Genomic DNA, 22,709 nt, shown 5'->3' with positions numbered 1-22,709 from the left:
GCAAAGGTAGGTATTTGGATAGTTGTACCAAATCATTTGAAAAAAAATTATTTATAAAAACTCAAGAAACACGCTAAATCAATCAATATGAGCTTTTTACCACAACTTGCATTTGTGCTAATTTTGGGCGTTGCAGGCTATATTTTAAGCAAAAGGATCAAATTTCTTCGAAGAAACATCTTTTTGGGGAAAGCCGAGACCCGAAATGATCACACCGATGATCGTTGGAAGACCATGGCCTTGGTCGCTTTTGGTCAGCAAAAAATGTTTAAACGCATCATTCCTGCACTGCTTCACTTATTGATTTATGTAGGCTTTGTGGTAATCAATCTGGAAGTTCTGGAATTTATTCTGGATGGAATCTTAGGTACACATCGATTATTCGCTCCTTTTCTAGGTGGAGTTTATACCGCGGCTATGAACATGTTCGAATTTTTAGCGGTAGCAGTTCTTTTTTCCTGCGTGGTATTTCTGACTCGTCGCTATGTCACCAAAGTAGAGCGATTCCAAAAACCGGAAATGAAAGGCTGGCCAGCCCTTGATGCCACACTTATTTTGGTGATCGAGATTATCTTGATGATTGCAGTTTTGACCATGAATGCGACAGACCAGATTCTTGCCGAGCGTGGCGCTGATCATTATTTGGCCTTGGGTCCACTTTTCTTCAGTGGATTGATTCGTCCATTATTTGAAGGCATGTCATTAGAGGCCTTACACTTCATTGAACGATTTGCTTGGTGGTTCCATATCGTAGGCATTTTAGCTTTCGCAGTCTACGTGACTTATTCCAAGCATTTACATATTTTCTTGGCATTCCCAAACACCTGGTACTCCAATCTGAAACCGAAAGGTGAAATGGTAAATATGCCAGAAGTAACCAATGAAGTGAATATGATGCTCGGAATCCCAACGGAAGCGGCAAGTAACCCGTCTGCTGAAATCGGAAGGTTTGGAGCGAAGGACATCAATGACCTTTCTTGGATTAATGTGATGAATGCTTATTCCTGCACCGAGTGCGGGAGATGTACTTCTGAATGTCCAGCCAACCTGACCGGGAAGAAACTTTCCCCTCGTAAAATCATGATGGATGTGCGCGACCGTGCTGAGGAAGTAGGCAAAAGCATCGATGCTGGTGGCCCTGGATTGGAGGATGGAAAATCACTTTTGGGAGATTACATCACTAAAGAGGAATTAAACGCCTGCACCAGTTGCAACGCTTGCGTGGAAGCTTGCCCTGTCAATATCGATCCGCTATCAATTATTCTTCAAATGCGTCGCTATGTGGCCATGGAAGAGTCAGGAACGCCAGCACAATGGAATGCGATGTTCCAAAATATGGAAACCAGCTTTTCACCTTGGAAATTCAGTCCTTCTGATCGATTCAATTGGGCGGAGAAGGTGAAGGAAGAAGAGATGTGATTGGATGTCGGATGTCGGATGTCGGATGTCGGATGTCGGATGTCGGATGTCGGATGTCGGATGTCGGATAAAAGTAAATTGAGTATAAAAAGTAAAGTTCAACAGGAGAAAAATAATTGAGGTTTATGTGGTTTTTAAGCTTAAAAAAGATCCCCTAAATCATAATTCCCAGATCGTAAACAACTATGTCAGAAAATTATAAAGTACCAACAATGGCCGAAATGGCTGGTAAAGGTGAAACTCCCGAAGTCCTATTTTGGGTAGGCTGTGCGGGTTCTTTCGACGAACGATACAAAGCCGTGACACAGGCTTTTGTGAAAATATTAAATAAAGTAGGCGTGAGCTTTGCCGTTCTTGGTCCTGAGGAAGCCTGTACCGGAGACCCGGCAAGAAGAGCTGGGAATGAATTTCTTTTTCAGATGCAGGCTGTTGCAAATATTCAAGTGATGAATGGCTACGAGGTTAAGAAAGTAGTCACCGCTTGCCCACATTGCTTCAATACCATCAAAAACGAATATCCGGCTTTAGGGGGGAATTATGAAGTAATACATCATTCCCAATTCCTTCAGCAGCTGATCAATGAAGGAAAAGTAACGCTCAAAGGCGGCGGAGAATTCAAGGGTAAGAAAATCACCTTCCACGATTCTTGCTACCTCGGAAGAGCAAATAATGTCTACGAAGCTCCACGCGAGGTAATTAAAGCCCTTGATGTGGAATTGGTAGAAATGAAGCGTTGCAAGACCAAAGGACTTTGTTGTGGCGCTGGTGGAGCCCAAATGTTCAAAGAGCCTGAGCCGGGAAAAAAGGACATCAATGTGGAGCGTACCGAAGAGGCATTGGCGACTGGCGCGACTACCATTGCCGTGGGTTGTCCATTTTGTCTGACCATGATGACTGATGGCGTGAAGAACAAAGAGCGCGAAGCAGATGTCAAAGTCTACGATCTGGCAGAAATGATCGCGAAAGACATGGGAATTTGATTCTAAAGCATTGAATCAATTTGACCCTTTTTGCCGTTAAGTAGAAAGGGTTTTTCTTTGCCTAAAATTAACCAGTCCATGTACGTATCATTTGAGAGTTTAGCAGCACATTCAAGAATTTGGCTTTATCAGTCTGAACGGGCTTTTTCTTCCCAAGAAATTGAATTGATTAACAAAACCCTCCGGCAATTTTGCGAAGGATGGAATACACATGGAAACCTAATGCCCACTTCTTTTCAGATTTTGGAGGATCAATTAATTGTCTTAGGTGTGGATGAAAGTAGCCTTGGGGCAAGTGGCTGCTCAATTGACAGTTCGGTAAGGACTTTGCGTGAGCTGGAAAAACAATTAGATATCAACTTAACAGATCAAGGTAAAGTAAGCTTTAAGAAAAGTGAAGGTCAAGTGTCGGTTTTTCCGGCTTTGGGAATAAAGTCAAAAGTATTATCCGGTGAAATTGAACAGGATACTCTGGTACTCAACCCGCTGGTAAAAGTGAAGAAAGACCTGGAAAATGTATGGATTTCAGCGAATGAAAGTTGGTTAAAGAAATACTTTCCAAATTAATTAGTAATATTCAGTATAGATCAATCATAGCGCTTTAAAATGAAAAACCATTTTTTATGGATTTGTCTTTTACTCCTTGTCGGAGTTAGTTCTTGCAAGAGCCTTCAAGAAAAAGGAAATGAGCAATACTTATCAGGTCAATATCAATATGCGATCAATACGTTTTCGCAAATTTTGGCTAATGATTCAACTAACCAAGAGGCGAATCAAATCATTGCGGAAAGTTATCGCCTATCAAATCGAGTGGAAGATGCTGCACCTTATTATCAGAAACTGATAGAATCTGAGCCTACTTTTGAAAGCTATTACAGACTTGGGCTTAGCCTAAAAGCTCAAGGAAAAAACGAGGAGGCTAAAGCTGCCTTCGAAAGTGCTAAAGGCTTTACACAAGAAGATCGTTTTCTTGCAGAAACCCAGCGTCAGATAGAAGCAATCAAACTGGCTGAAGGCATTCCAGATTATTGGCCAATGCATGAGTTGGTCAATTATAAAGATTTGAATACTGCCGGAGCTGACTATGCACCGGTCATTTCCGAAGACTTTATTTATTTCACTTCCGGTCGGCAAGCCTCTGGCTTATATCCTGCAGATGGAACTCCATATACCAAATTATTTAGAGCTCGAGCAGATGGATTGAAAGTGGATGTCAGTGCGGTACAAGCGCTTCCTGAATTCAATAATGAAGAGGGACTCAACCAAGCTGCAATCGCCATTAGCCCAGATGGAAATACAATAATCTATGCAAGAGGAAATTCAACCTCTTCAAAAGACCTTCCCGAAACTGCATTATTTGCCTCCTACTTCCGTGGCGGTGGATTTACTCAGCCGATTTGGATGCCTGTAAATGAAGATGAATTTTGGTGGAATTCCACCCCAGCTTTTAGCCCTGATGGATCTGAATTGTATTTTGCTTCGAACCGCCCAGGAGGATTTGGAGGGATAGATATTTACAAAGCCACCAAGCTTGCCAATGGAGATTTCGGGAATGCCCTAAATCTTGGCCCGACCATCAATACTCCAGGAAATGAGCTTTTCCCGAGAATGGCTCCTGATGGTAAATTCTTCTTTTCCTCTGATGGACATCCTGGCTATGGAAAATTAGATTTGTTCGTAGCAGAAAAAAACGAAGCTGGAAAGCAAGTGGTCATCAACCTGGGAGAGAATTTCAACAGCAACAATGATGATTTTGGGATTTTCTTCACCGAATATCCTAAAGCTGGATACATCTCTTCGAATCGTGATGGCGGTGTGGGTGATGATGATATTTACTTTTTTGAGGATAAAACACCAAAGCCGAAAATCGTCAATGTATTGCTCAATGTGATCACCAAAGAACGAATTGCAGGTGAGCCGGATAAAATCTTGAATCAAGCTCGAGTGGTCCTTTACGATGGAAATAACAAACAAGCTGGCGGAGACTTCTCCAATACCAATGGTCGAGTTCGATTTACGCTAAGTCCGAATGCCGATTTTACGATTATAGCCTCCAAAACAGGATATTTCTCTAAATCTGTTCCATATACAACGAAAGGGAAAACTCCAGACCCAGCTACTTTAATCCAAGAAGTAACCAATATTACCTTGGACACAACCATTGTACTAGATCAATTAATCCTAGATCGATCCATCGTTTTAGAAAATATTTACTACGATTTGAATAAGGCAGATATTCGGCCAGATGCTGCGCTAGAACTAGACAAACTTGTTCAAATCATGAAGGACAATCCATCAATTCGCATTGAGTTAAGTTCCCATGCGGATGCTCGTGCGACTGATGCCTACAACGATGATCTAACCCAACGAAGAGCACAATCTGCGGTGGATTACTTAGTTTCTCAGGGTATTGCATCAGAACGAATGATTGCAAAAGGCTATGGTAAGCGTCAACTGATCATCCAAAATGCACAAACTGAAGAGGAGCATCAAGTTAACCGAAGAACAGAGTTTAAAGTGATTGAGATCAAAGAGTAGCTAAGGATTTTTAGATTTACAATTTGAGTTTTGTGGAAAGCGGTTGGTCTTAAGAAATAGATCAACCGCTTTTTTTTCCACGGCAAACATTTTACTCTAATTAGATCAACATCATAACCCTCAACTTTTCACTTTGCAAGGCACGATTTCCCTTGGAATACTTAACTTTGTACTCTATGAATGAGCGATACATGCAGCGCGGCGTCTCCGCTTCCAAAGAAGATGTACATCAGGCCATTTCCAAGCTGGACAAGGGTCTTTTCCCAAAAGCTTTTTGCAAAATCGTAGAAGACACACTCGGTAATGATCCTGACTATTGCAACATCATGCATGCGGACGGAGCGGGCACCAAGTCTTCCCTTGCGTACTTGTACTGGAAAGAAACCGGTGACCTGAGTGTCTGGAAAGGAATCGCTCAGGATGCAATCATCATGAACACGGATGATTTGCTTTGTGTGGGAGCTATTAACAACATCTTGGTTTCCTCCACGATTGGAAGAAATAAAAATTTGATCCCAGGCGAAGTCATTTCAGCGATCATAGAAGGTACCGAAGAAGTTCTCCAGATGCTTCGAGATAAAGGAGTAAATGCGGTACTTACAGGAGGTGAAACAGCAGATGTGGGCGATTTAGTACGTACCATCATCGTAGACAGCACCGTTACTTGTAGAATGCGAAGAGATGAAGTCATCTCAAATGATAAAATCCAAGCAGGTGACGTGATTGTTGGTTTGGCTTCATTTGGTCAGGCGAATTACGAAACGCAATACAACGGGGGAATGGGTTCAAATGGCCTCACCTCTGCACGTCACGATGTATTCAATAAAGTATTAAAGACCAAATACCCTGAATCCTATGATCCTGTAGTTCCAGAAAGCTTGGTTTATTCAGGAAAATATAACTTGATCGATCCAGCACCGGGAGCTCCGGTAGATATGGGTAAGTTGGTGCTTTCACCGACCCGAACTTATGCACCAATTATGGTAGATGTGTTGAACTACATGAGAGGGCACGTTCATGGTTTGGTTCACTGCTCAGGTGGAGCACAAACCAAGGTGCTACATTTTGTGGATGACTTGCATGTCATCAAGGACAATCTTTTCGATACTCCTCCACTTTTCAAAATCATTCAGGAGGAAAGCCAAACGGACTGGAAGGAAATGTATAAAGTCTTCAATATGGGTCATCGCATGGAAATTTACCTGGATGAACGCTATGCTGAAGAAATCATTGACATCGCTGAATCTCATGGAGTGGAAGCTCAAATCATTGGTCGCGTGGAACCACATTCCGGTAAAAAAGTCACCATTCAGAGCGAATACGGCAAATTTGAATACTAATTGATGGATTGGAAATCTATTGGTAAAAAGGCACTAAAAATATTCATTTGGATATTTTTAGTGCTTTTTGTTTTAGCGATTATCCTTTTCACTAAAGTGGATAGAAGTCCTATCGAGGAGCAGGAATTCTACTCAGAGACTTTAGCTCGATTGGATAATTTGCCTATTGAAGGGAATATGGGTGATACTTGGCTTGCCGGTTGGGCAAAAGCAAACATGACGCCTGATAAACCAATTGACTTGGTTGGCTATGCACCAAGAGGACCATATGAGTTTGTACAGGATAGCAGTTTTGTAAAAGCGCTAACGCTAAGCAATGGAAAAACTCAGATTGCCTGGTTGAATTTTGAACTGCTAATCGTCCACCCTTTTTTAGCCAAATCAATTCAAGATGGAGTCAAAAAAGCAAACCTTCCTATCGATCAATTGAACTTCACCGCTACACATACCCATTCCGGAATGGGAGGCTATATGCCCGGACCTTTAGGTGAAATGGCATTTGGTGGCTTTAATGAGCAAATTGTGGCAATGATGGTAGAAAAAAGTGTTTCTGCCTTGAAAACAGCCATTTCAAATCAAGACACGGTTTCTATTTCCTTTCGAAAAGCCGACGCAGGAGCTTTTGTGGCCAATCGTTTTATCAAAGATGATCCGATAGATCCTTTTGTACGACAGTTGATTTTCTCCAAAAAAGATGGGAAGAAAGCTACTTTTCTGACCTATTCTGCCCATGCTACCACGATGAGCTCCAAGTTCATGGGATTATCGGGGGATTACCCTTTTTATTTAATGCAGGCACTTGAGGCAAATGAATATGATTTTGCGCTTTTCGCCGCAGGGACTGTTGGAAGTCATCGCCCTCTCTCATTCGGAAATACTCCAGAATTAGTTACGGAATATGCCACTGCCTTGGATTCTACCATACGAATTCACATGACCCAGTTCGCTACTGTCAACCGAAAGGAAATCGGATATGGACGATTGGACATTTCGCTACGGGAACCGCATTTGCGGATTTCTGACAATATTCGGATTCGACCTTGGCTATTTAACTATTTACTTGGCGACACCAATCCTCATCTGGATTTTACCATAATCGGAAACACTTTACTCATTGGTTCCTCAGGTGAATTGTCAGGAGTCTTTTATGAAAAATGGGAAAAGGCTGCTCAAGCAAAAGGTCTAAATCTCATCATCACAACGTTCAACGGTGGCTACATTGGCTACATCACTCCGGATCATCTGTATGATGAGCACTTCCATGAGGTCCGTGAAATGAATTGGTATGGACCCGGAAATGGGGATTATTTTGATGCGATGATCAAGGGAATCATTGAAAAAGTCAATTAGCAGCACTTTCCCAAAGTTGCGCTCGAATCCAGCCCTTTCTTTTTCTTATTTCATCTAATTTCTGAAAGCCAGCCTTTTGGAAAGCAATTTCATAATCAGGCACATCTGTTCTTTGATGCTTGGTTAGCATTCGAAAGTAGGCAAGCATTGTCGCATGAATTACTCGATGAAAGGGACTCTGGGGATTAAAAAAATCAGTCAAGTAGATTGTTGAACTTGGCTTCATCGATTTTCTTAATTCCGAAAGAAAAAGCCCCAATTCCAAATCAGGGAATGTATCCAGAACAAAATGCAGCCAAATCTCATCAAACTGATTATCAGGGTTTGATTTGAAATCACCTAAGTGAAACGTGAGCTTACTTTGCGCCAGATTTTTTTGGGCTTTAGAAAGCATCGCCTCTGAAAGCTCCCAATATTCCCCCTTCAAGTCGGATTGAAATTCTCGATAATCCATTCCATCTCCACCCCCGATAATCAGGATTTTTTTCTTGTTTAGGTTCGTAATAAACCAAGTTTTCAAGTCCTTCAAGTCATTGCCAAATACAAGCTTTACAAGGAAATCATAATAGGGTGCAACAAAACTGTACCGATCTTTCACTAGATTAAAGGAATAGAATAAACTCCAAAATTCCTTTTTTATGAAAAATATTTTCAAAACGATCGGAGGACTTCGTCAACTCTTAGCCTCGGTGGACCTAGATCAAATCTCCAAACTATCCCAAAAAGTGGACCTCTCCAAAATGGTTGGGCTAGTCTCCCAGATGAGTGAAGAGGATCTTTCCAAAATGATGGGGATGCTCAAAGGCGGAAGCAAGCCGAAAGTGATCCCACCAATCAATGGCGACTTTTATGAGTTGGGAAAAAGTCTACCGAATCATGAGCGAGAGATTCAACTTCGGGTTCGTGAATTTATGGAACGGGAAATCAAGCCGATCGCTAATGATTATTGGAATCGTGGAGAATTCCCAATGCAGATCATACCGAAAATGGCTGAGCTTGACATTGCCGGATTGACTTATCAAGGCTATGGTTGCCCGGGACATTCGGCACTTTTGGAAGGATTTATAGCGATGGAAATGGCTCGGATAGACACCTCCATTTCCACTTTTTTTGGAGTACAAAGCGGATTGGCGATGGGTTCAATTTACCTCTGTGGCTCAGAAGCGCAAAAGCTGGAATGGTTACCCAAAATGCAAAAGCTGGAAAAAATTGGCGCCTTTGGATTGACCGAACCAGAAGTAGGTTCTGGTGTGGCGGGAGGATTGACGACCACCTGCAAGCGAGAAGGGGATGTCTGGATCCTCAATGGGCAGAAGAAATGGATCGGAAATGCTACCTTCTCAGATATGACCATTATTTGGGCAAGAGACTTGGAGGATCAGCAGGTCAAAGGCTTTATCGTCAGAAAAGGAAACCCGGGATTTTTAGCTGAAAAACTGGAGGATAAAATGGCTCTTCGAACCGTTCAAAATGCCTTGATCACCTTGACCAACTGTGAAGTCCCCGAGACAGACCGGCTTCAGGAGGCCAATTCCTTTAAGGATACGGCAAAGGTCCTGCGCATGACCAGAGCTGGCGTGGCTTGGCAGGCTGTGGGTTGCGCACGTGGAGCTTATGAGTTGGCTTTGGCTTACACCAACGAGCGAAAGCAGTTTGGCCGACCTATCGCTTCCTTTCAACTGGTGCAAGACCTATTAGTGACTATGCTTGGAGATCTTACCGCCATGCAGACCATGGTATTTCGTCTTTCCGAAATGCAGGATGCGGACATACTCAAGGATGAGCATGCTTCCCTGGCCAAAGTATTTTGCACCCTTCGAATGCGGTCTATTGTGGACCATTCCCGAGAATTATTTGGTGGCAATGGAATCTTACTGCGACATGATATCGCACGATTCGTGGCAGATGCAGAGGCAGTCTATAGTTATGAGGGCACCAAGGAAATCAACTCCTTAATTGTCGGGCGAGCCATTACCGGACACAGCGCTTTTGTCTAAAGAAAATACAAAACGAGCGGAAGCATGAAAATTGCTTCTGTTCGCATTCTTACTTGCTCAGCTGTAAGCTTTGGATTGAAAAAGGCTAGGTAATGCACCAATCCCATCACTAATAAAACACAGGCAAAAGGCCGATAGAATGAGGGGAAAAGGATAAAACAAGCTAGTACGAGGACCAAGAAGAGAAAACAGGCACGTCGGATCAACTCGATAAAACTAATCGGAGTAAATAGCTGCGCGGCAGAAGCAAATCCTGCTGCTTCATCCTGCTTACGATCCAAATGAGATAGAATCAGGAGATTTATCAAAGCCAATAAGCTATAGATTCCTAAAAATGCCCAACTATTCCAATTCAGATCGATGGAATCCACTCGCAAAAGCGAAATCCAAGCGATCCCTAATACATAAAAAATTGCGATACTGATTTCTTTCGCCCAAACCATGTTTTTCCCTGCTTTCCGAATCAAAGTCATACTTGCCAGAATAAGCCCACCAAGGATCAAGCTCCAGATCAACTCTCTATTTAATCCAAAAATTTGGTAGGCAAAACCAAGTCCAACAAGTGCAAAAACAGCTAATAGTGCACTTAAGACTTTACTATTTCTCAAATGAAATTGATGTCTTGGAGAAAGATTGGCTTCAGTTTTCTTTCGACTATCCAGCAAGTGATCTGCCGTATAAATGCTCCAAACCGCCATCCCCAAGAGGAGGTATATAGCCCATCCAAGTTCGACCCGAAGCAATTTTGAAAAAAATACTGCCCCAGCTATAGCCCCAAACACCACATCCATTGAAAGCCAAGAAAAGCGAAGGTAGAGTTTACTTAGAAGGGACATGAAGTTGATCGAATTTCCTGAAATGATGTTTTTAGCTTTATTTTCCTTGCTTTTCCACACCGATGATGGAAGACCGAAGCAGCATTTTTGTTAGCGATAATCCTATTTCAGATTGCTTTTGAATTTTCAAAGCGGAAAACTAGGCATCTACAAATTTACTGACTCAACTTAGGAAATTTTTTACTAGTTTGATTCACATTCCTGTCAGAAGGCAAATTCTTAACCTAAACCCAAGCCATGAAAACACTCAAACTTATCGTTGCCTTTCTTCTACTAGCCACTTTCTCTTTTGCACAAGCACCCATCAAAGTCGCCTGTGTGGGAAATAGCATCACGCAAGGACCTGGACGCGACAATCCCGATAGCTATCCACTTCAAATGCAAGCTATTTTGGGCGATGCTTATCAAGTAGCTAATTTCGGAGTAAGTGGTCGGACTATGCTTCGCAAAGGAGATTATCCATATTGGAACGAACCGCAGTTTCAGCAGGTCAAAGATTTTGCAGCGGATGTGCTAATCATCATGCTCGGTACGAATGACTCCAAACCCCAAAACTGGAAATTTGCTTCCGAGTTCAGACAAGATTACTTGGATATGATCCACGAATTCAAGAAAACCATGCCCGTGGATGGTAAAGTTTATGTGATTCTTCCGGTGCCGGTGACTCGGGTGAATTTTGGAATCACGCCCGATGTAATGAATAATGAGCAGCGTCTCATGCTGATCGATATTGCACATGAAAGTGGCTCAGAATTGATTGATTTGTATACCCCATTTATGGGAAAAGAAGACTTGCTTCCGGATGGCGTTCATCCCAATACCGAAGGATTGGGAATTATGGCAAGGGTGATTGCGAGGGCGATTCGGTTGTAAACAAACCTTTTGACTAATAGAATCATTATGAAGCGTAGTTAAAAACTACGCTTTTTTATTTCCTTTTTAAGCCAAGATTCAATTGTTTAAAAAGCTAATCTTGATATTTGAAAGAAAGCTAGGGTCTGAATTCGTAAAAACATATTTTTTTAGGCTATTGCATTATGCACACAAAATGAATAAATAGCGCGATGTTTGCCGAAAAATTATTTGAGGAAAGCAGCTAACTCTAAACTTCAGAATGATGCCCCGAAATTTTATTCTATTATTTCTTTTCTTCACATTCTGTAATTATTCCTTCGCTCAAACCACTGCACCTGGTTACTACATTTCTTTGAGCAATGATAGTATTCCCATACAAATCAAAATGCCAAAATCAGTTTTTGGATCGGTAGACTTTTCCAAATTCCTCTTCAAAGTAGAAGTGCAGGACAGTAACAATAACTTGAAGAAATTTAAGCCAGAGGATATCAAGCGTTTTGGATTTATCTATAACGGAGAGGTTTTCAGCCTATTCTCAAAGCCTATTTTTACAGAAACCACCCTGCGGTTTTTAGAGCCAACGGTCCTCGGAGAAAAATCCAGCCTTTATCAATTTCAGACATACGATCAAAATGGGGCTCCATTGGGTACTTTTTATACGCTAGAAAAAAATGATGGCACTTTTGCATTCGTTACTACCGGATTGAAAAGTCTCGATAAATTTAAAAATTTACTAAAAGAGTTTTACCAAGAAAGTCCTGACTTACTTCAACTAATTGACTCGAGATTTAAAGAACGAAAGTCAATTCAAGCAGACATGATCGAGCTTGTCGAAGCAGCGAATAACTAGCCTAGAATTTATTTGAAGAAAAAATTAATCGTCAATTCTAGTTGAGGCTATTTTGGATCTCACCTTCCATCCGGGCCAATTTAGTAGCAAATCCGAATATATAATTTAGGCCTGATTCTCCATTCTTTCGGCCAAAACATGATTTCTGAGTCTAATAGAAGAATTATTAAAGGGTTAGAAATTAGGAAATTGCTTCTGTCCAGAACCAATGAAGATCCAATAAAAAAATCTAGTCGAATTTCCCACTTCTAAGCATTGACTTTGATACCAATCAGGTTTATGTTTTCGCTGCGATAATCTTCCTGTTCTTTGTGGTTTTGCGGAAAAGAACTAATCCAGATTTCCTGCATACCGGCCAGGAAAACTCCATGCAGTAGAAATATCAAGAACAAAAGCACCAATCACTCTTTTATAAACCAGGTCTGTTTCCAATCCCCTGCATACGGATCATTTACCTGAGGCGCTCTTGCTGTGCTTCGGCCGTCTTGGATGTATTTAGTCAATAATAGACGTAGCTCTTCCACTTTTTCGGATTGTTCGGCTTGAAGATTCCTTGTCTCAGATGGATCGGAAGCCAAGTTATAAAGCTGGAAATCGGGAAGATTTTCTTCTGCAGGATCCCCAGGTCTTGGAAAGCTCCAGCCTCCCGAACCTTTGGCTAAGATCAATTTCCAGTCCCCTTTGCGTATTGCGAAACTCCCTTCCACCGAATGAAAAACTGTTGCCTCTCGAAATTCAGCGGGTTTGTTTTCAACATCAAATAAAGGAAGCATGGAATAGCTATCCTCTCCTTCTGAATCAGAAATTTCGTAATCTACTAGATCTGCAACTGTTGCAAAAAAGTCCACGATAGAAATCGTTTCATCACGGACAGTTCCAGCCTTTATCTGAGCTGGCCATTTAGCTATAAAGGGGACTCGATGTCCTCCCTCATAGATATCTGCTTTATGCCCTCTAAAAATCCCACTCGGCATATGCCCCATTTCAACTAGCTTATCAAATCCCGCAGCCGGCGAGCAGCCATTATCACTCATGAATATGACCAGCGTGTTTTCATCAATTCCAGCATTTTTCAAAGTCTGATTTAGCTTACCCAAGTAATCATCGATCATCATCATAAAATCTCCATAGGGAAGGATTCCACTTTTTCCCTGCCATGCTGCTGAGGGAAGGATCGGAGTATGCGGTGAAGGCAAAGCAAGGTAAAGAAAGAATGGTTTCTCTTGATTTGCTTTGCTTTCGATGTATTCGTAAGCTCGCTCAAAGAAATTAGGAGTAACATCCTCATGGATAAAATCCGGTGAAGTAGGGCCTTCCCGCCACCAGGAATATTCCCCCTCATCGATTGTCACTTTGTCCGGAATCTGAGTGACTTTTCCATTTTCAACATAGACATAAGGCGCCATATCCAGCGATGCAGTAAGGCCATAGGAATAATCAAATCCAAGTTCGTTTGGTCCATTTAAAACTGGTTTGGAAAAATCAATGTGGTCAAAATCAGCTGGACTTGATCCGCTTTCGACATCAACTGCAGGATCTTTTAGCGTCCAATCCCAGCCCAAATGCCATTTCCCAATAAAAGCAGTTTCATATCCCTTCGTTTTTAAAAGCGAAGCAGCAGTAGTCCGCTCTTTGGGAATCAATGCCTTTGATTTTCCATAAAGCACTCCGCTCTTTAATCTACTTCGCCAATTGTATCGACCGGTAAGTAAGGCATATCGGGTAGGCGTGCAAACCGATGAGGTGGTATGCGCATCCCTAAATCGCATTCCCTCAGACGCCAGTTGATCAATATTCGGTGTAGGAATTTTACCTTCTGAATTAAAAGCTTGGATGTCTCCATAGCCTAAATCATCTGCTAGGATAAAGATGATATTTGGATGCTTTTTCTCGGAAGGCTGAGGGGAGCAAGCTCCAAAAAGTACTAGAATGTAAAAAAATGAAAGGAGTTTGGAGACATTCTTCATGGCATAGCAAATTGAGTCCCATCAAATTACTGATAAATCGGGAAAAACCATTTTTCGCCAAAAAGCAAAAAACCACAATCCTTTCGAATTGTGGTTTAGAAATTAGGGCTATTGTAATTATTTTCCTCCAAGTGCTTCTGCACCTGCGACGATTTCTAGAATTTCATTGGTAATTGCTGCCTGACGACTTCTATTGTAAAGCAATCGAAGTTCTTTCAGCAAGTCACCTGCGTTTTCTGTTGCTTTGTCCATAGCAGTCATTCGAGCACCATGCTCAGAAGCATTGCTTTCCAAGACCGCTTTGTAAAACTGAATTTTCAATGAAGTTGGGACCAATTCCTCAATAATATAAGCTCTTGAAGGTTCAAGAATATAATCCGCTTCCACAGTCTTTACCTCATCAGTTTCAGCATTTGCCATTGGCAAAAATTGCTCAGTCTGAATGATTTGGGTAGCGACGTTTTTGAATTCGTTGAAAACCAAAACTACCTGATCGTATTCTCCCTCCAAGAATGCATTCATTGCATACTCAGCTGCAGCTCTTACATTGTCGAAAGTCAGGTCACCAAAAACTTGGTAGAAGTCAGGAATTACAGCGAAATCACGCTTTTTGAATGATTCGTAAGCTTTTTTACCTAAAGGTAAAATCGTTATTTCCTTGCCTGCAAATTGACCTGCAATGGAAGCATTACAAGCCTTGATTACATTTGAATTGAAAGCTCCACAAAGTCCTTTATCTGAAGTTACCGGTACGATTAGTACTTTATTAACTTCTCGCTTTTCAGCATAGACGATATCAGCTGCTCCTTCTGAAGCTGCGGAAACGTTATTCAGGATTTGAGTCAACTTTTGAGAGTAGGGACGCATCTGGGTGATTTTGTCCTGTGCTCTTCTAAGTTTCGCTGCGGATACCATTTTCATGGCTTTAGTAATCTGCTGTGTAGAGACTACTGAGGTGATCCGTTGCTTTACTTCCTTAAGGTTAGCCATCAGTGAATGCTTTGTACTTGGTATAAAAAACCGGAAGGAATCAACCTTCCGGATTCAGTTCAATTATTTCGCGTATTTAGGCGCTAATTCTGCAGCAGCAGTAGCCAAAATCTTACCTGCTCCATCAATATCACCTTTAAGGATCAATGTTAATGCTTCAGGGTAAGTTGACTCCAATAGCGTATAGAATTCTTTTTCGAATGCTCTAGCTTTCTCTACAGGTACAGAATCCATCAAGCCTTTAGTGGAAGCATAAATGATCGCCACTTGGTTTGCTACAGACACCGGAGAATACTGGGCCTGCTTCAAGATTTCTTGGTTTCTTCTACCTCTTTCGATTGTACGCTTAGTAGTTGCATCAAGGTCAGAACCAAACTTAGAGAATGCCTCCAACTCACGGAACTGCGCTTGATCAAGCTTCAAGGTACCCGCTACTTTCTTCATTGATTTGATCTGTGCGTTACCTCCTACTCGAGAAACTGAGATACCCACGTTGATCGCTGGACGAATACCAGAGTTGAATAGGTTAGTCTCCAAGAAGATCTGACCGTCAGTAATCGAGATTACGTTCGTAGGGATATAAGCGGAAACGTCACCAGCTTGAGTTTCGATAATTGGAAGTGCAGTAAGTGATCCACCGCCTTTTACCAATGGTCTCAAAGAATCAGGAAGATCATTCATTTGCTGAGCGATTTTATCTGATTTGTTGATTTTTGCAGCTCTCTCAAGCAATCTTGAGTGAAGATAGAATACGTCACCTGGATAAGCTTCACGTCCCGGAGGTCTTCTCAATAGCAAGGAAACTTCACGGTAAGCTACCGCCTGCTTGGAAAGGTCATCATAAACAACCAATGCTGGACGACCAGTATCTCTGAAGAATTCACCAATTGCAGCACCAGTAAATGGAGCAAAGAACTGCATAGGAGCAGGATCTGCAGCAGAAGCCGCTACAACAACAGTATAAGGAAGAGCACCACCTTTTTCAAGAGCAGCTACTACGTTTGCAACAGTAGAAGCTTTCTGACCGATAGCAACATAGATACAGAAAACTGGCTCACCTTTATCGTAGAATTCTTTTTGGTTGATGATTGCATCAATTACCACAGCAGTTTTACCTGTCTGACGATCACCGATTACAAGCTCTCGTTGGCCACGACCGATTGGAATCATCGCATCAATTGACTTGATACCAGTCTGAAGCGGCTCTGTTACTGGTTGACGGTAAATTACACCAGGAGCTTTACGCTCAAGTGGCATCTCATATAAGTCACCAGTGATAGGTCCTTTACCATCGATTGGATTACCAAGGGTATCGACTACTCGGCCAAGCATTCCTTCTCCTACCATAAGAGAAGCAATTTTCTTAGTTCTTTTTACCGTATCACCTTCTTTGATTTCTTTTGAATCACCAAAAAGTACGGCCCCGACATTGTCTTCTTCAAGGTTCAGAACCATTGCTTTCAAACCATTGTCGAATTCGAGCAATTCACCGGCTTGCGCCTTGGAAAGTCCATAGATACGAGCTACACCATCCCCCACTTGAAGGACTGTACCCACCTCTTCTAGTTCCGCGGCTGTTCTTGTTCCTGAGAGTTGTTCTCTCAAAATTGCCGAAACTTCATCTGGTCTTACTTCTGCCATGATATCGTAGATTAATGCTTTTTAATTAGATTTTACTTTCGTAATGATTCTCGCTGAACTCTGCTTTCAAAATTCTCAGTTTAGAGCTAAGTGACTCATCCAATTGACGGTCATTAACTTTTAGAATATAGCCACCTATCAAATCTGGATTAATTTTTTCCACAAGTTGAACGGTTTCCAAACCTGAGATTTCTTTTACCACCTCGAGAAATTGCTTGCGCAACTTGTCATCAATGGCAAAAGTCGTAGTCAATTCAGCTACTTGAATTGATTTGTGAAGATTATATTGGTTTTCAAACTCTTTTGCCACATCCACCAAGATATTTTCTCTTCCTTTTCTTGAAACAATCTCAAAAAAGGTGAGGGTCATCTTTTGTGCACCTGTAGCATAAAGGGCATTAAGAACTTTCAGTTTTTTCTCGGATGAGATAATCGGATTGTTAAGCAAAAGCGTAAGATCCCGATTTCCTTTAGCCATTGAGGAAAGCTTTACAAAATCAGTGTGCACTTCCTCAAGGATTCCCTTTTCCAAGGAAAGTTCCATGATAGATTTTGCATACCGGTGTGCTACTCTATGATTTGACATGGAGTGGTATTAATTAAGCTTAAGTTCATTTACAAATCCATCCACAAGCTCTTTTTGAGCTTTGTCATCAGATAGATTCTTTCTTAATAATTTCTCTGTTATTTCAAGGGAAAGTGTTGCAACCTGAGTTTTTACATCTGCCAATGCAGCTTTCTTTTCAGTTTCAATCACTGCTTTTGCGTTGGCTATCATTTGAGCTCCAACCTTACTAGCATCTTCTTTAGCCTCTTCGATCATCTTTACAGAAGCATCCTGTGCTTTTTTCAAGATAATGTCTCTTTCGAGTCTAGCTTCAGCTAACAACTTTTCATTTTCAGCTTTGAGGTTAGCCATTTCATTTCTTGCTGTCTCCGCAGACTTCAATGCATTCTCAATGCTACTTTCTCTTTCCTCAAGTGCTTCTAGCATTGGCTTCCAAGCAAACTTGATCAGAATGAATAGAAGGCCTAAAAAGCCAAATAATTGCCAGAAAATAAGACCGGTACCTGGTGTGATTAAATCCATGGTTTAAAATTTTATTTCAGATTGTTCAATAAACTAAAGAAAAGGGAAAGGCCTAGCGCCAATCCCTTTTCAAGGTTAATTATGCGATACCCGCGATGTTTAGCGCGATCAACAAACAGATAACTGCTGCAAATAGGGAAACCACCTCGATCAAGGCAGCAATGATCAACATTGCACCCTGGATCTTTCCAGCAGCTTCAGGCTGGCGAGCAATAGCTTCCATAGCCTGTCCACCAATACGACCGATACCTAGGCCTGCGCCAATCGCAACAATACCTGCACCGATTCCAGCTCCCATTAGAGCATAACCAGCAGTCAACAAGATAATAGTTAACATAACATTTTATTTATATAATTGAACAAAGAAATTCCTACTCTTAATGATGATCGTCATGTGCATGCTCCGCTACTGCTGAGCCAATGTACATCGCTGAAAAAAGCGTAAATACATAAGCCTGAATAGTGGCTACTAACAATTCGATCAAGTTTATAAAGGTAACCATCAAGGTACTTGCAATACCAATGGTGTACGATTCAAAGATAAATGCCAAGGCGATGAAGCCGAGGATTACAATGTGTCCTGCTGTGATAGCGACGAAAAGTCGAACCATCAAGGCAAAAGGCTTGGTGAACAAACCGATAATTTCTACCGGAACGATTATCAAAAGCATAGCTGGTGGAACACCAGGAGTCATAAAGACGTGCTTCCAGTAACCCTTATTTCCATTGACATTGGTGATGATGAAAGTCAAAACCGCAAGCACCATGGTAACTGCTATATTTCCAGTCATGTTTGCTGCACCCGGAATCAATCCAAGAAGGTTACCAAACCATACAAACAAGAACAAGGTGATTAGATAAGGAACAAACCGCTTGTACTGTGGACCGATCGATTTTTGAGCAATCTCGTCTCTTACAAAAATTACAATTGGCTCGATGATAGCCGCTGCACCTTTTGGAGCCACAGCTCCATGCTTTTTGTAATGTCCGGCTGCTGATAAAGCAAACCAACCTACAAAAATCAATACTATAAAAAGCATCACCACATTCTTGGTGATTGAGAATTCGATAAAACTCGCACCATCAACCCTACCTAAATGATCATGCTCGTCAATGAAGTAACCTTCATGAGCATATTCTTCTCCAAATAAATGAGTTTCGTGATTTTGAAAATCTGAGGAGCTAAAAAACTCCAAACCTCTATCGCCTGAATAAACGATAACAGGGAGAGGCAAAGTCACGTGTGTATGACCAAAAGTGGCGAAATGCCACTCATGAGAGTCTTTTACGTGGTGCATGATGAAGCTTGTCTTATCTTCTTCACCACCTGCAGCTTGTGTATTGCCGGCAAAACCTAGCAAAAATGCTGAAATTAAAAGACTTAGTACCAGTATTTTACGCGTCATCAACTCTAAATTTTGAGGGCTACTTCGAAATCGGGCGCAAGTTAGACAGAAAGGCGTAGATATCAAAAACTAAGTAGAACAAAAAAATAATAAAGAAATCTGCGATAAACAGAATAATATTCTCCATTGCAGGCCAAACGGCTATCCCAATAAAGATTAATGTCCCAATAAATCTCAGAATCATTGCCAAAACCATGATCTGAAAGAAATTTTCGCCAAATGATTTTAACAAAAAGCTATTGATCAAAGTGATAAAAAACGAAAAAATCAAAAGAAAAAAGTAGATATTCCATATTTTCTCATGGATTACAACGGGGAAAATCCACGTCAAAATCCAGATCAAAGCCGCAACTATCAAAGAAAAAAGAAGAAATCGAAAATGAATGTTTTTAGCGAGGACCATAGCTGTCGGTTTTAGAGCACAAAATTAAAGCAATTTTAGAAAATCATTTATTATCCTCTTTCATAGACATCCAGAGTTGGTAAAAAGCGATCCCAATAGATAAAAAAGAGAATAACAAAAGCCAAACTGGAAATTTCATTTCACTTTTTTGCTGAATCCACCATCCAAACCAGGTTCCGGCCCCAATGACTCCAAATAGCTGGAAAGAAAGACCTATGTATTTGACATAAATCGGAGTTCCGGCTGACTTCTTTTTTTCTCCAGTTTGTTTCATTTCATTTTCATTGTATGCTGTTCGATAAAACTGCTCATACAAAAATACTCCATTTATAACCCAGGAAATAAACTAAGCTAATTTTCGTTCGCTAAGTAAGTCAAAAAACCTATTTTGGTACTCAATTTGGGAATAGTCATCCATGAAGAAGTTTTCGGTAGTAGCGTTTGGAATATTATTTTTTGCGGCGGCATGCTCCTCCGAGCGCAACACGTTCACTAATAGAACTTTTCATAATCTAACTGCACACTACAATGCTTACTATCTTGCAGACGTAAAACTTAAAGAAGTGGAAGCGGAGATCGCGACCAACTATAAGGAAGACTACACGCAGGTGCTACCCGTCTTTATTCCAATTGACTCGGCATCAATTCAAGCTAATCAGGAAAAGCTCCAATCTTCTCGGGAGTTAGCCTCAAAAGCCATCGAATGGCATAAAATAAGTAAATGGGTAGATGATAGTTATTACCTATTAGGAAAGATTGATTACTACCAATCACACTTTGATGATGCCCAGAATACATTTAAATACGTCAATGTAAACTCCAAAGATAATGACATTCGACACAGGACACTGATCACATTATTGAAACTTTACGTCGATTTGGGTGAAATAGAAAAAGCAAACTTCACTATCGATTACCTTTCCAAAGAATCTGATATATCTGAGGAAAACAGGTATGAACTATACCGGACCTTAGCCTACTATTACGAATCCCGACAAGACAAAAATGGAATAATCGGCGCATTGGATAAGGCTCTAGAATATGCAAGTGATAAAAAAGAAGAGTCTCGAATTAATTTCATCTTAGCCCAGCGCTATCAGCGTATTGGACTTGATGCTCTTGCCTATGATTATTATAAAAAAGCACTAGACGGAAACCCTCCCTATGAAAGGAGCTTTTTTGCGCAGCTCTATGCACAGCAAGTAGCTGAGCTCAACGCTTCCAAAGACTTAAAAAAAGTTCGGAATTATTACGAGGATCTATATAAGGATCCTAAAAATAGAGACCTAAAAGACGTTGTAATTTATGAGCGTGCCTTATTTGAGGAAAAACAAGGTGACACTGAATTGACCCTATCCTTGCTTCACCAAGCGGCCAAAGAACCAGGAAGCAACCCAAGGCTGAAAGGATATATCTATCAAAAACTTGCTGAAATCAATCTGGATCAGCTTAAGGACTATCGTTCCACAAAATATTACTTGGATTCTGCATTGACCTTCATAAACGAATCTGATCCTGTAGCACTTCAAATTCAGGAGCAAAAAATATCATTGGACAATTATGTGTTCCATTTCGAGCGAATCGAAAAGAATGACAGCTTGATTACTCTAGCCAAAATGTCTCCTGAAGAACAACGTCTAGTTGCAGAAAACTTTATTAAATCAGAAGAAGAACGACTCATGGCGGAAGCTAAAGCTGCCGAAAAACCAAAAAACACAAGTCTCTTTGACAACCTTCTTGCTTTTAGTGATAGAGGTGCAGGATCATCAACTTTCTACTTTGATAATGGAGTTGCAATGCAACAAGGTGCGATAGAGTTTCGAAGAACATGGGGAACCCGACCACTACAAGATAATTGGAGGAGGAGCGCAGTAAGTTTTCAAAGCTCCACCCCTACAATTCCTGAGCCCTCAGAAAATGATTCGACGGCCTTGGATAGTGAAAACAATCCTTTAAGTAGTCTTCCTGATCTAGAATCTTTGCTTTCAGAAATCCCTAACAGTCCAGATCAATTGAATGAATTGAATCTGCAGCTTGAGGAATCCTATTTCGAATTGGGTAAATTACTTTATTTCAATCTTGATGAAGTTCAACAAAGTGTTAATAATCTTGAAACCTTGGTAAGATTATACCCAGGATCAAGTCGTAAACCTGAAGCATATTATTTATTGTACCTAAGCCAAAAAGATCTTGGTGGAAATTCACAACAATATGTGACACGCCTGAACCGTGAATTCCCGAGGTCTCAATATACTTTCTCTGTGAATAATCCGCAGGCTGCTTCAGGCAATATGGCTTATTTAGAATCCTCTCAAAGGTATCAGAAAGCCTATGAAGCTTATTATGCAGGGCAATATCAGACTACCAAAGAACTAATCCAATCTACACTGGAAGAATATCCATTGACTCGAAATACCGAACGATTGATCCTCCTTGACATCATGGTTACGGGAAAAACAGAAAGTCGAGCATTCTACCGGGAGCGATTGGAAGCCTATATTCTCAACTCACAGGATGAGGCATTGAAAGAATTGGCAAAGAATATGCTTAATCCTTTACTGTCCGAAGAGGAGTTGGCTGCGTTGAATCCCAAAAAACTGGAAATAAGTGATTCTACAGCACTTGCAGGTGAAGAAGTGAAAGAATTGGAAGACCCGATTGATTTAGCAGTTTCACCTTTTAAAGTCAACAACTCCCAAACGCATATCTTTGTGGTTGCGATGAGCCCGGGTGAAGCGGAAGAAGCAAAAAATTTACTCGGTGATTTGGAGAATTTTCACGCAAAGAATTTCTCTAATTCAAGATTAAGAACGGGAAATATGAATATGAATCGAGAAAATGCGATTTACATTATCAGCCCATTTTCTAATGCAGAAAAAGCCTTAGACTATTTCAACATCTTCCAAAAAGATTTTGAATCTGAAGGAATGTCAGCTGAGGTTAAAGGAAATTCCTTCTTTATTTCGATAGAGAATTTCCAAGTGTTAAACAAAAGTAAAAATCTGGAAGAATACAGGGCTTTTTTCAAGTCCGTTTATAAGTAAACT

General features: G+C 41.0%; 20 protein-coding genes. 10 read left to right on the top strand and 10 right to left on the bottom strand.

Annotated features, from left to right (window positions below):
- Nucleotides 1–87 precede the first annotated feature (87 nt).
- The 6 genes from BVC88_RS02730 to BVC88_RS02705 all read left to right on the top strand — a co-directional run bounded on the left by BVC88_RS02730 (nt 88) and on the right by BVC88_RS02705 (nt 7,627).
- The gene (locus BVC88_RS02730) at nt 88–1,419 is read left to right on the top strand and encodes a 4Fe-4S dicluster domain-containing protein (protein WP_075349099.1); all 1,332 of its coding nucleotides are present in this window, start codon (nt 88–90) and stop codon (nt 1,417–1,419) included.
- 185 nt (nt 1,420–1,604) lie between these two features.
- A complete protein-coding gene (locus tag BVC88_RS02725) occupies nt 1,605–2,399 on the top strand; it encodes a (Fe-S)-binding protein (protein WP_175574364.1) in 795 nt (264 codons plus the stop codon).
- Nucleotides 2,400–2,477: 78 nt separating this feature from the next.
- A complete protein-coding gene (locus BVC88_RS02720; RefSeq protein WP_075349098.1) occupies nt 2,478–2,966 on the top strand; it encodes a hypothetical protein in 489 nt (162 codons plus the stop codon).
- A gap of 39 nt (nt 2,967–3,005) precedes the next feature.
- Nucleotides 3,006–4,937: an OmpA family protein gene (locus tag BVC88_RS02715; protein ID WP_075349097.1), complete on the top strand. Its 1,932-nt coding sequence runs from the start codon at nt 3,006–3,008 to the stop codon at nt 4,935–4,937.
- A 176-nt stretch (nt 4,938–5,113) separates the two neighbouring features.
- Nucleotides 5,114–6,277 carry an AIR synthase related protein gene (locus tag BVC88_RS02710; protein WP_075349096.1) on the top strand — a complete coding sequence of 388 codons (1,164 nt, stop codon included), beginning with the start codon at nt 5,114–5,116 and terminating at the stop codon, nt 6,275–6,277.
- 3 nt (nt 6,278–6,280) lie between these two features.
- Entirely contained in the window at nt 6,281–7,627 is a 1,347-nt protein-coding gene (locus BVC88_RS02705; RefSeq protein WP_075349095.1) for a neutral/alkaline non-lysosomal ceramidase N-terminal domain-containing protein, read from the top strand.
- Here BVC88_RS02705 and BVC88_RS02700 read toward each other — a convergent pair.
- Entirely contained in the window at nt 7,620–8,225 is a 606-nt protein-coding gene (locus BVC88_RS02700; protein WP_139316508.1) for a class I SAM-dependent methyltransferase, read from the bottom strand. The genes BVC88_RS02705 and BVC88_RS02700 overlap by 8 nt on opposite strands.
- Before the next feature lie 40 nt (nt 8,226–8,265).
- Here BVC88_RS02700 and BVC88_RS02695 point away from each other — a divergent pair, with 40 nt between their 5' ends.
- Entirely contained in the window at nt 8,266–9,624 is a 1,359-nt protein-coding gene (locus BVC88_RS02695; RefSeq protein ID WP_075349093.1) for an acyl-CoA dehydrogenase family protein, read from the top strand.
- Here the strand turns inward: BVC88_RS02695 and BVC88_RS02690 are convergent.
- Complete coding sequence (locus BVC88_RS02690) at nt 9,621–10,460, bottom strand: hypothetical protein (RefSeq protein WP_139316507.1); 840 nt, start codon at nt 10,458–10,460, stop codon at nt 9,621–9,623. The two genes, BVC88_RS02695 and BVC88_RS02690, sit on opposite strands and share 4 nt — an antisense overlap.
- Before the next feature lie 237 nt (nt 10,461–10,697).
- On the opposite strand from BVC88_RS02690, the gene BVC88_RS02685 reads away from it, so the two are divergent.
- Both BVC88_RS02685 and BVC88_RS02680 read left to right on the top strand, forming a co-directional pair.
- Nucleotides 10,698–11,333 (top strand): GDSL-type esterase/lipase family protein, encoded by a 636-nt coding sequence (locus BVC88_RS02685; RefSeq protein WP_075349091.1) that lies wholly within the window; start codon nt 10,698–10,700, stop codon nt 11,331–11,333.
- 241 nt (nt 11,334–11,574) lie between these two features.
- Complete coding sequence (locus BVC88_RS02680; protein ID WP_139316506.1) at nt 11,575–12,165, top strand: hypothetical protein; 591 nt, start codon at nt 11,575–11,577, stop codon at nt 12,163–12,165.
- 401 nt (nt 12,166–12,566) lie between these two features.
- On the opposite strand, the gene BVC88_RS02675 is transcribed toward BVC88_RS02680, so the two are convergent.
- From BVC88_RS02675 to BVC88_RS02635, 8 genes are all read right to left on the bottom strand, one after another.
- Entirely contained in the window at nt 12,567–14,132 is a 1,566-nt protein-coding gene (locus BVC88_RS02675; RefSeq protein ID WP_075349089.1) for a sulfatase family protein, read from the bottom strand.
- 117 nt (nt 14,133–14,249) lie between these two features.
- A complete protein-coding gene (gene atpG / locus BVC88_RS02670) occupies nt 14,250–15,122 on the bottom strand; it encodes an ATP synthase F1 subunit gamma (protein ID WP_075349088.1) in 873 nt (290 codons plus the stop codon).
- Between the two features lie 63 nt (nt 15,123–15,185).
- Complete coding sequence (gene atpA, locus BVC88_RS02665; RefSeq protein WP_075349087.1) at nt 15,186–16,763, bottom strand: F0F1 ATP synthase subunit alpha; 1,578 nt, start codon at nt 16,761–16,763, stop codon at nt 15,186–15,188.
- A 25-nt stretch (nt 16,764–16,788) separates the two neighbouring features.
- A complete protein-coding gene (gene atpH / locus BVC88_RS02660) occupies nt 16,789–17,349 on the bottom strand; it encodes an ATP synthase F1 subunit delta (protein ID WP_075349086.1) in 561 nt (186 codons plus the stop codon).
- Nucleotides 17,350–17,358: 9 nt separating this feature from the next.
- The gene (locus tag BVC88_RS02655) at nt 17,359–17,853 is read right to left on the bottom strand and encodes a F0F1 ATP synthase subunit B (RefSeq protein ID WP_075349085.1); all 495 of its coding nucleotides are present in this window, start codon (nt 17,851–17,853) and stop codon (nt 17,359–17,361) included.
- Between the two features lie 79 nt (nt 17,854–17,932).
- On the bottom strand, nt 17,933–18,190 hold the full coding sequence (gene atpE / locus BVC88_RS02650) for an ATP synthase F0 subunit C (protein ID WP_075349084.1): 258 nt from the start codon (nt 18,188–18,190) through the stop codon (nt 17,933–17,935).
- Nucleotides 18,191–18,230: 40 nt separating this feature from the next.
- On the bottom strand, nt 18,231–19,259 hold the full coding sequence (gene atpB, locus BVC88_RS02645; RefSeq protein WP_075349083.1) for a F0F1 ATP synthase subunit A: 1,029 nt from the start codon (nt 19,257–19,259) through the stop codon (nt 18,231–18,233).
- 446 nt (nt 19,260–19,705) lie between these two features.
- On the bottom strand, nt 19,706–19,936 hold the full coding sequence (locus BVC88_RS02635; RefSeq protein WP_075349434.1) for an AtpZ/AtpI family protein: 231 nt from the start codon (nt 19,934–19,936) through the stop codon (nt 19,706–19,708).
- 142 nt (nt 19,937–20,078) lie between these two features.
- Between BVC88_RS02635 and porW the strand changes: the two genes are divergently transcribed.
- Complete coding sequence (gene porW / locus BVC88_RS02630) at nt 20,079–22,706, top strand: type IX secretion system periplasmic lipoprotein PorW/SprE (protein WP_075349081.1); 2,628 nt, start codon at nt 20,079–20,081, stop codon at nt 22,704–22,706.
- Nucleotides 22,707–22,709: the final 3 nt, after the last annotated feature.

This window comes from Algoriphagus marinus, assembly GCF_001936475.1.
GTDB lineage: Bacteria > Bacteroidota > Bacteroidia > Cytophagales > Cyclobacteriaceae > Algoriphagus > Algoriphagus marinus.
The sequence above is the reverse complement of the archived record's forward strand: the minus strand, read 5'-3'. Positions and strand labels throughout refer to the sequence as shown.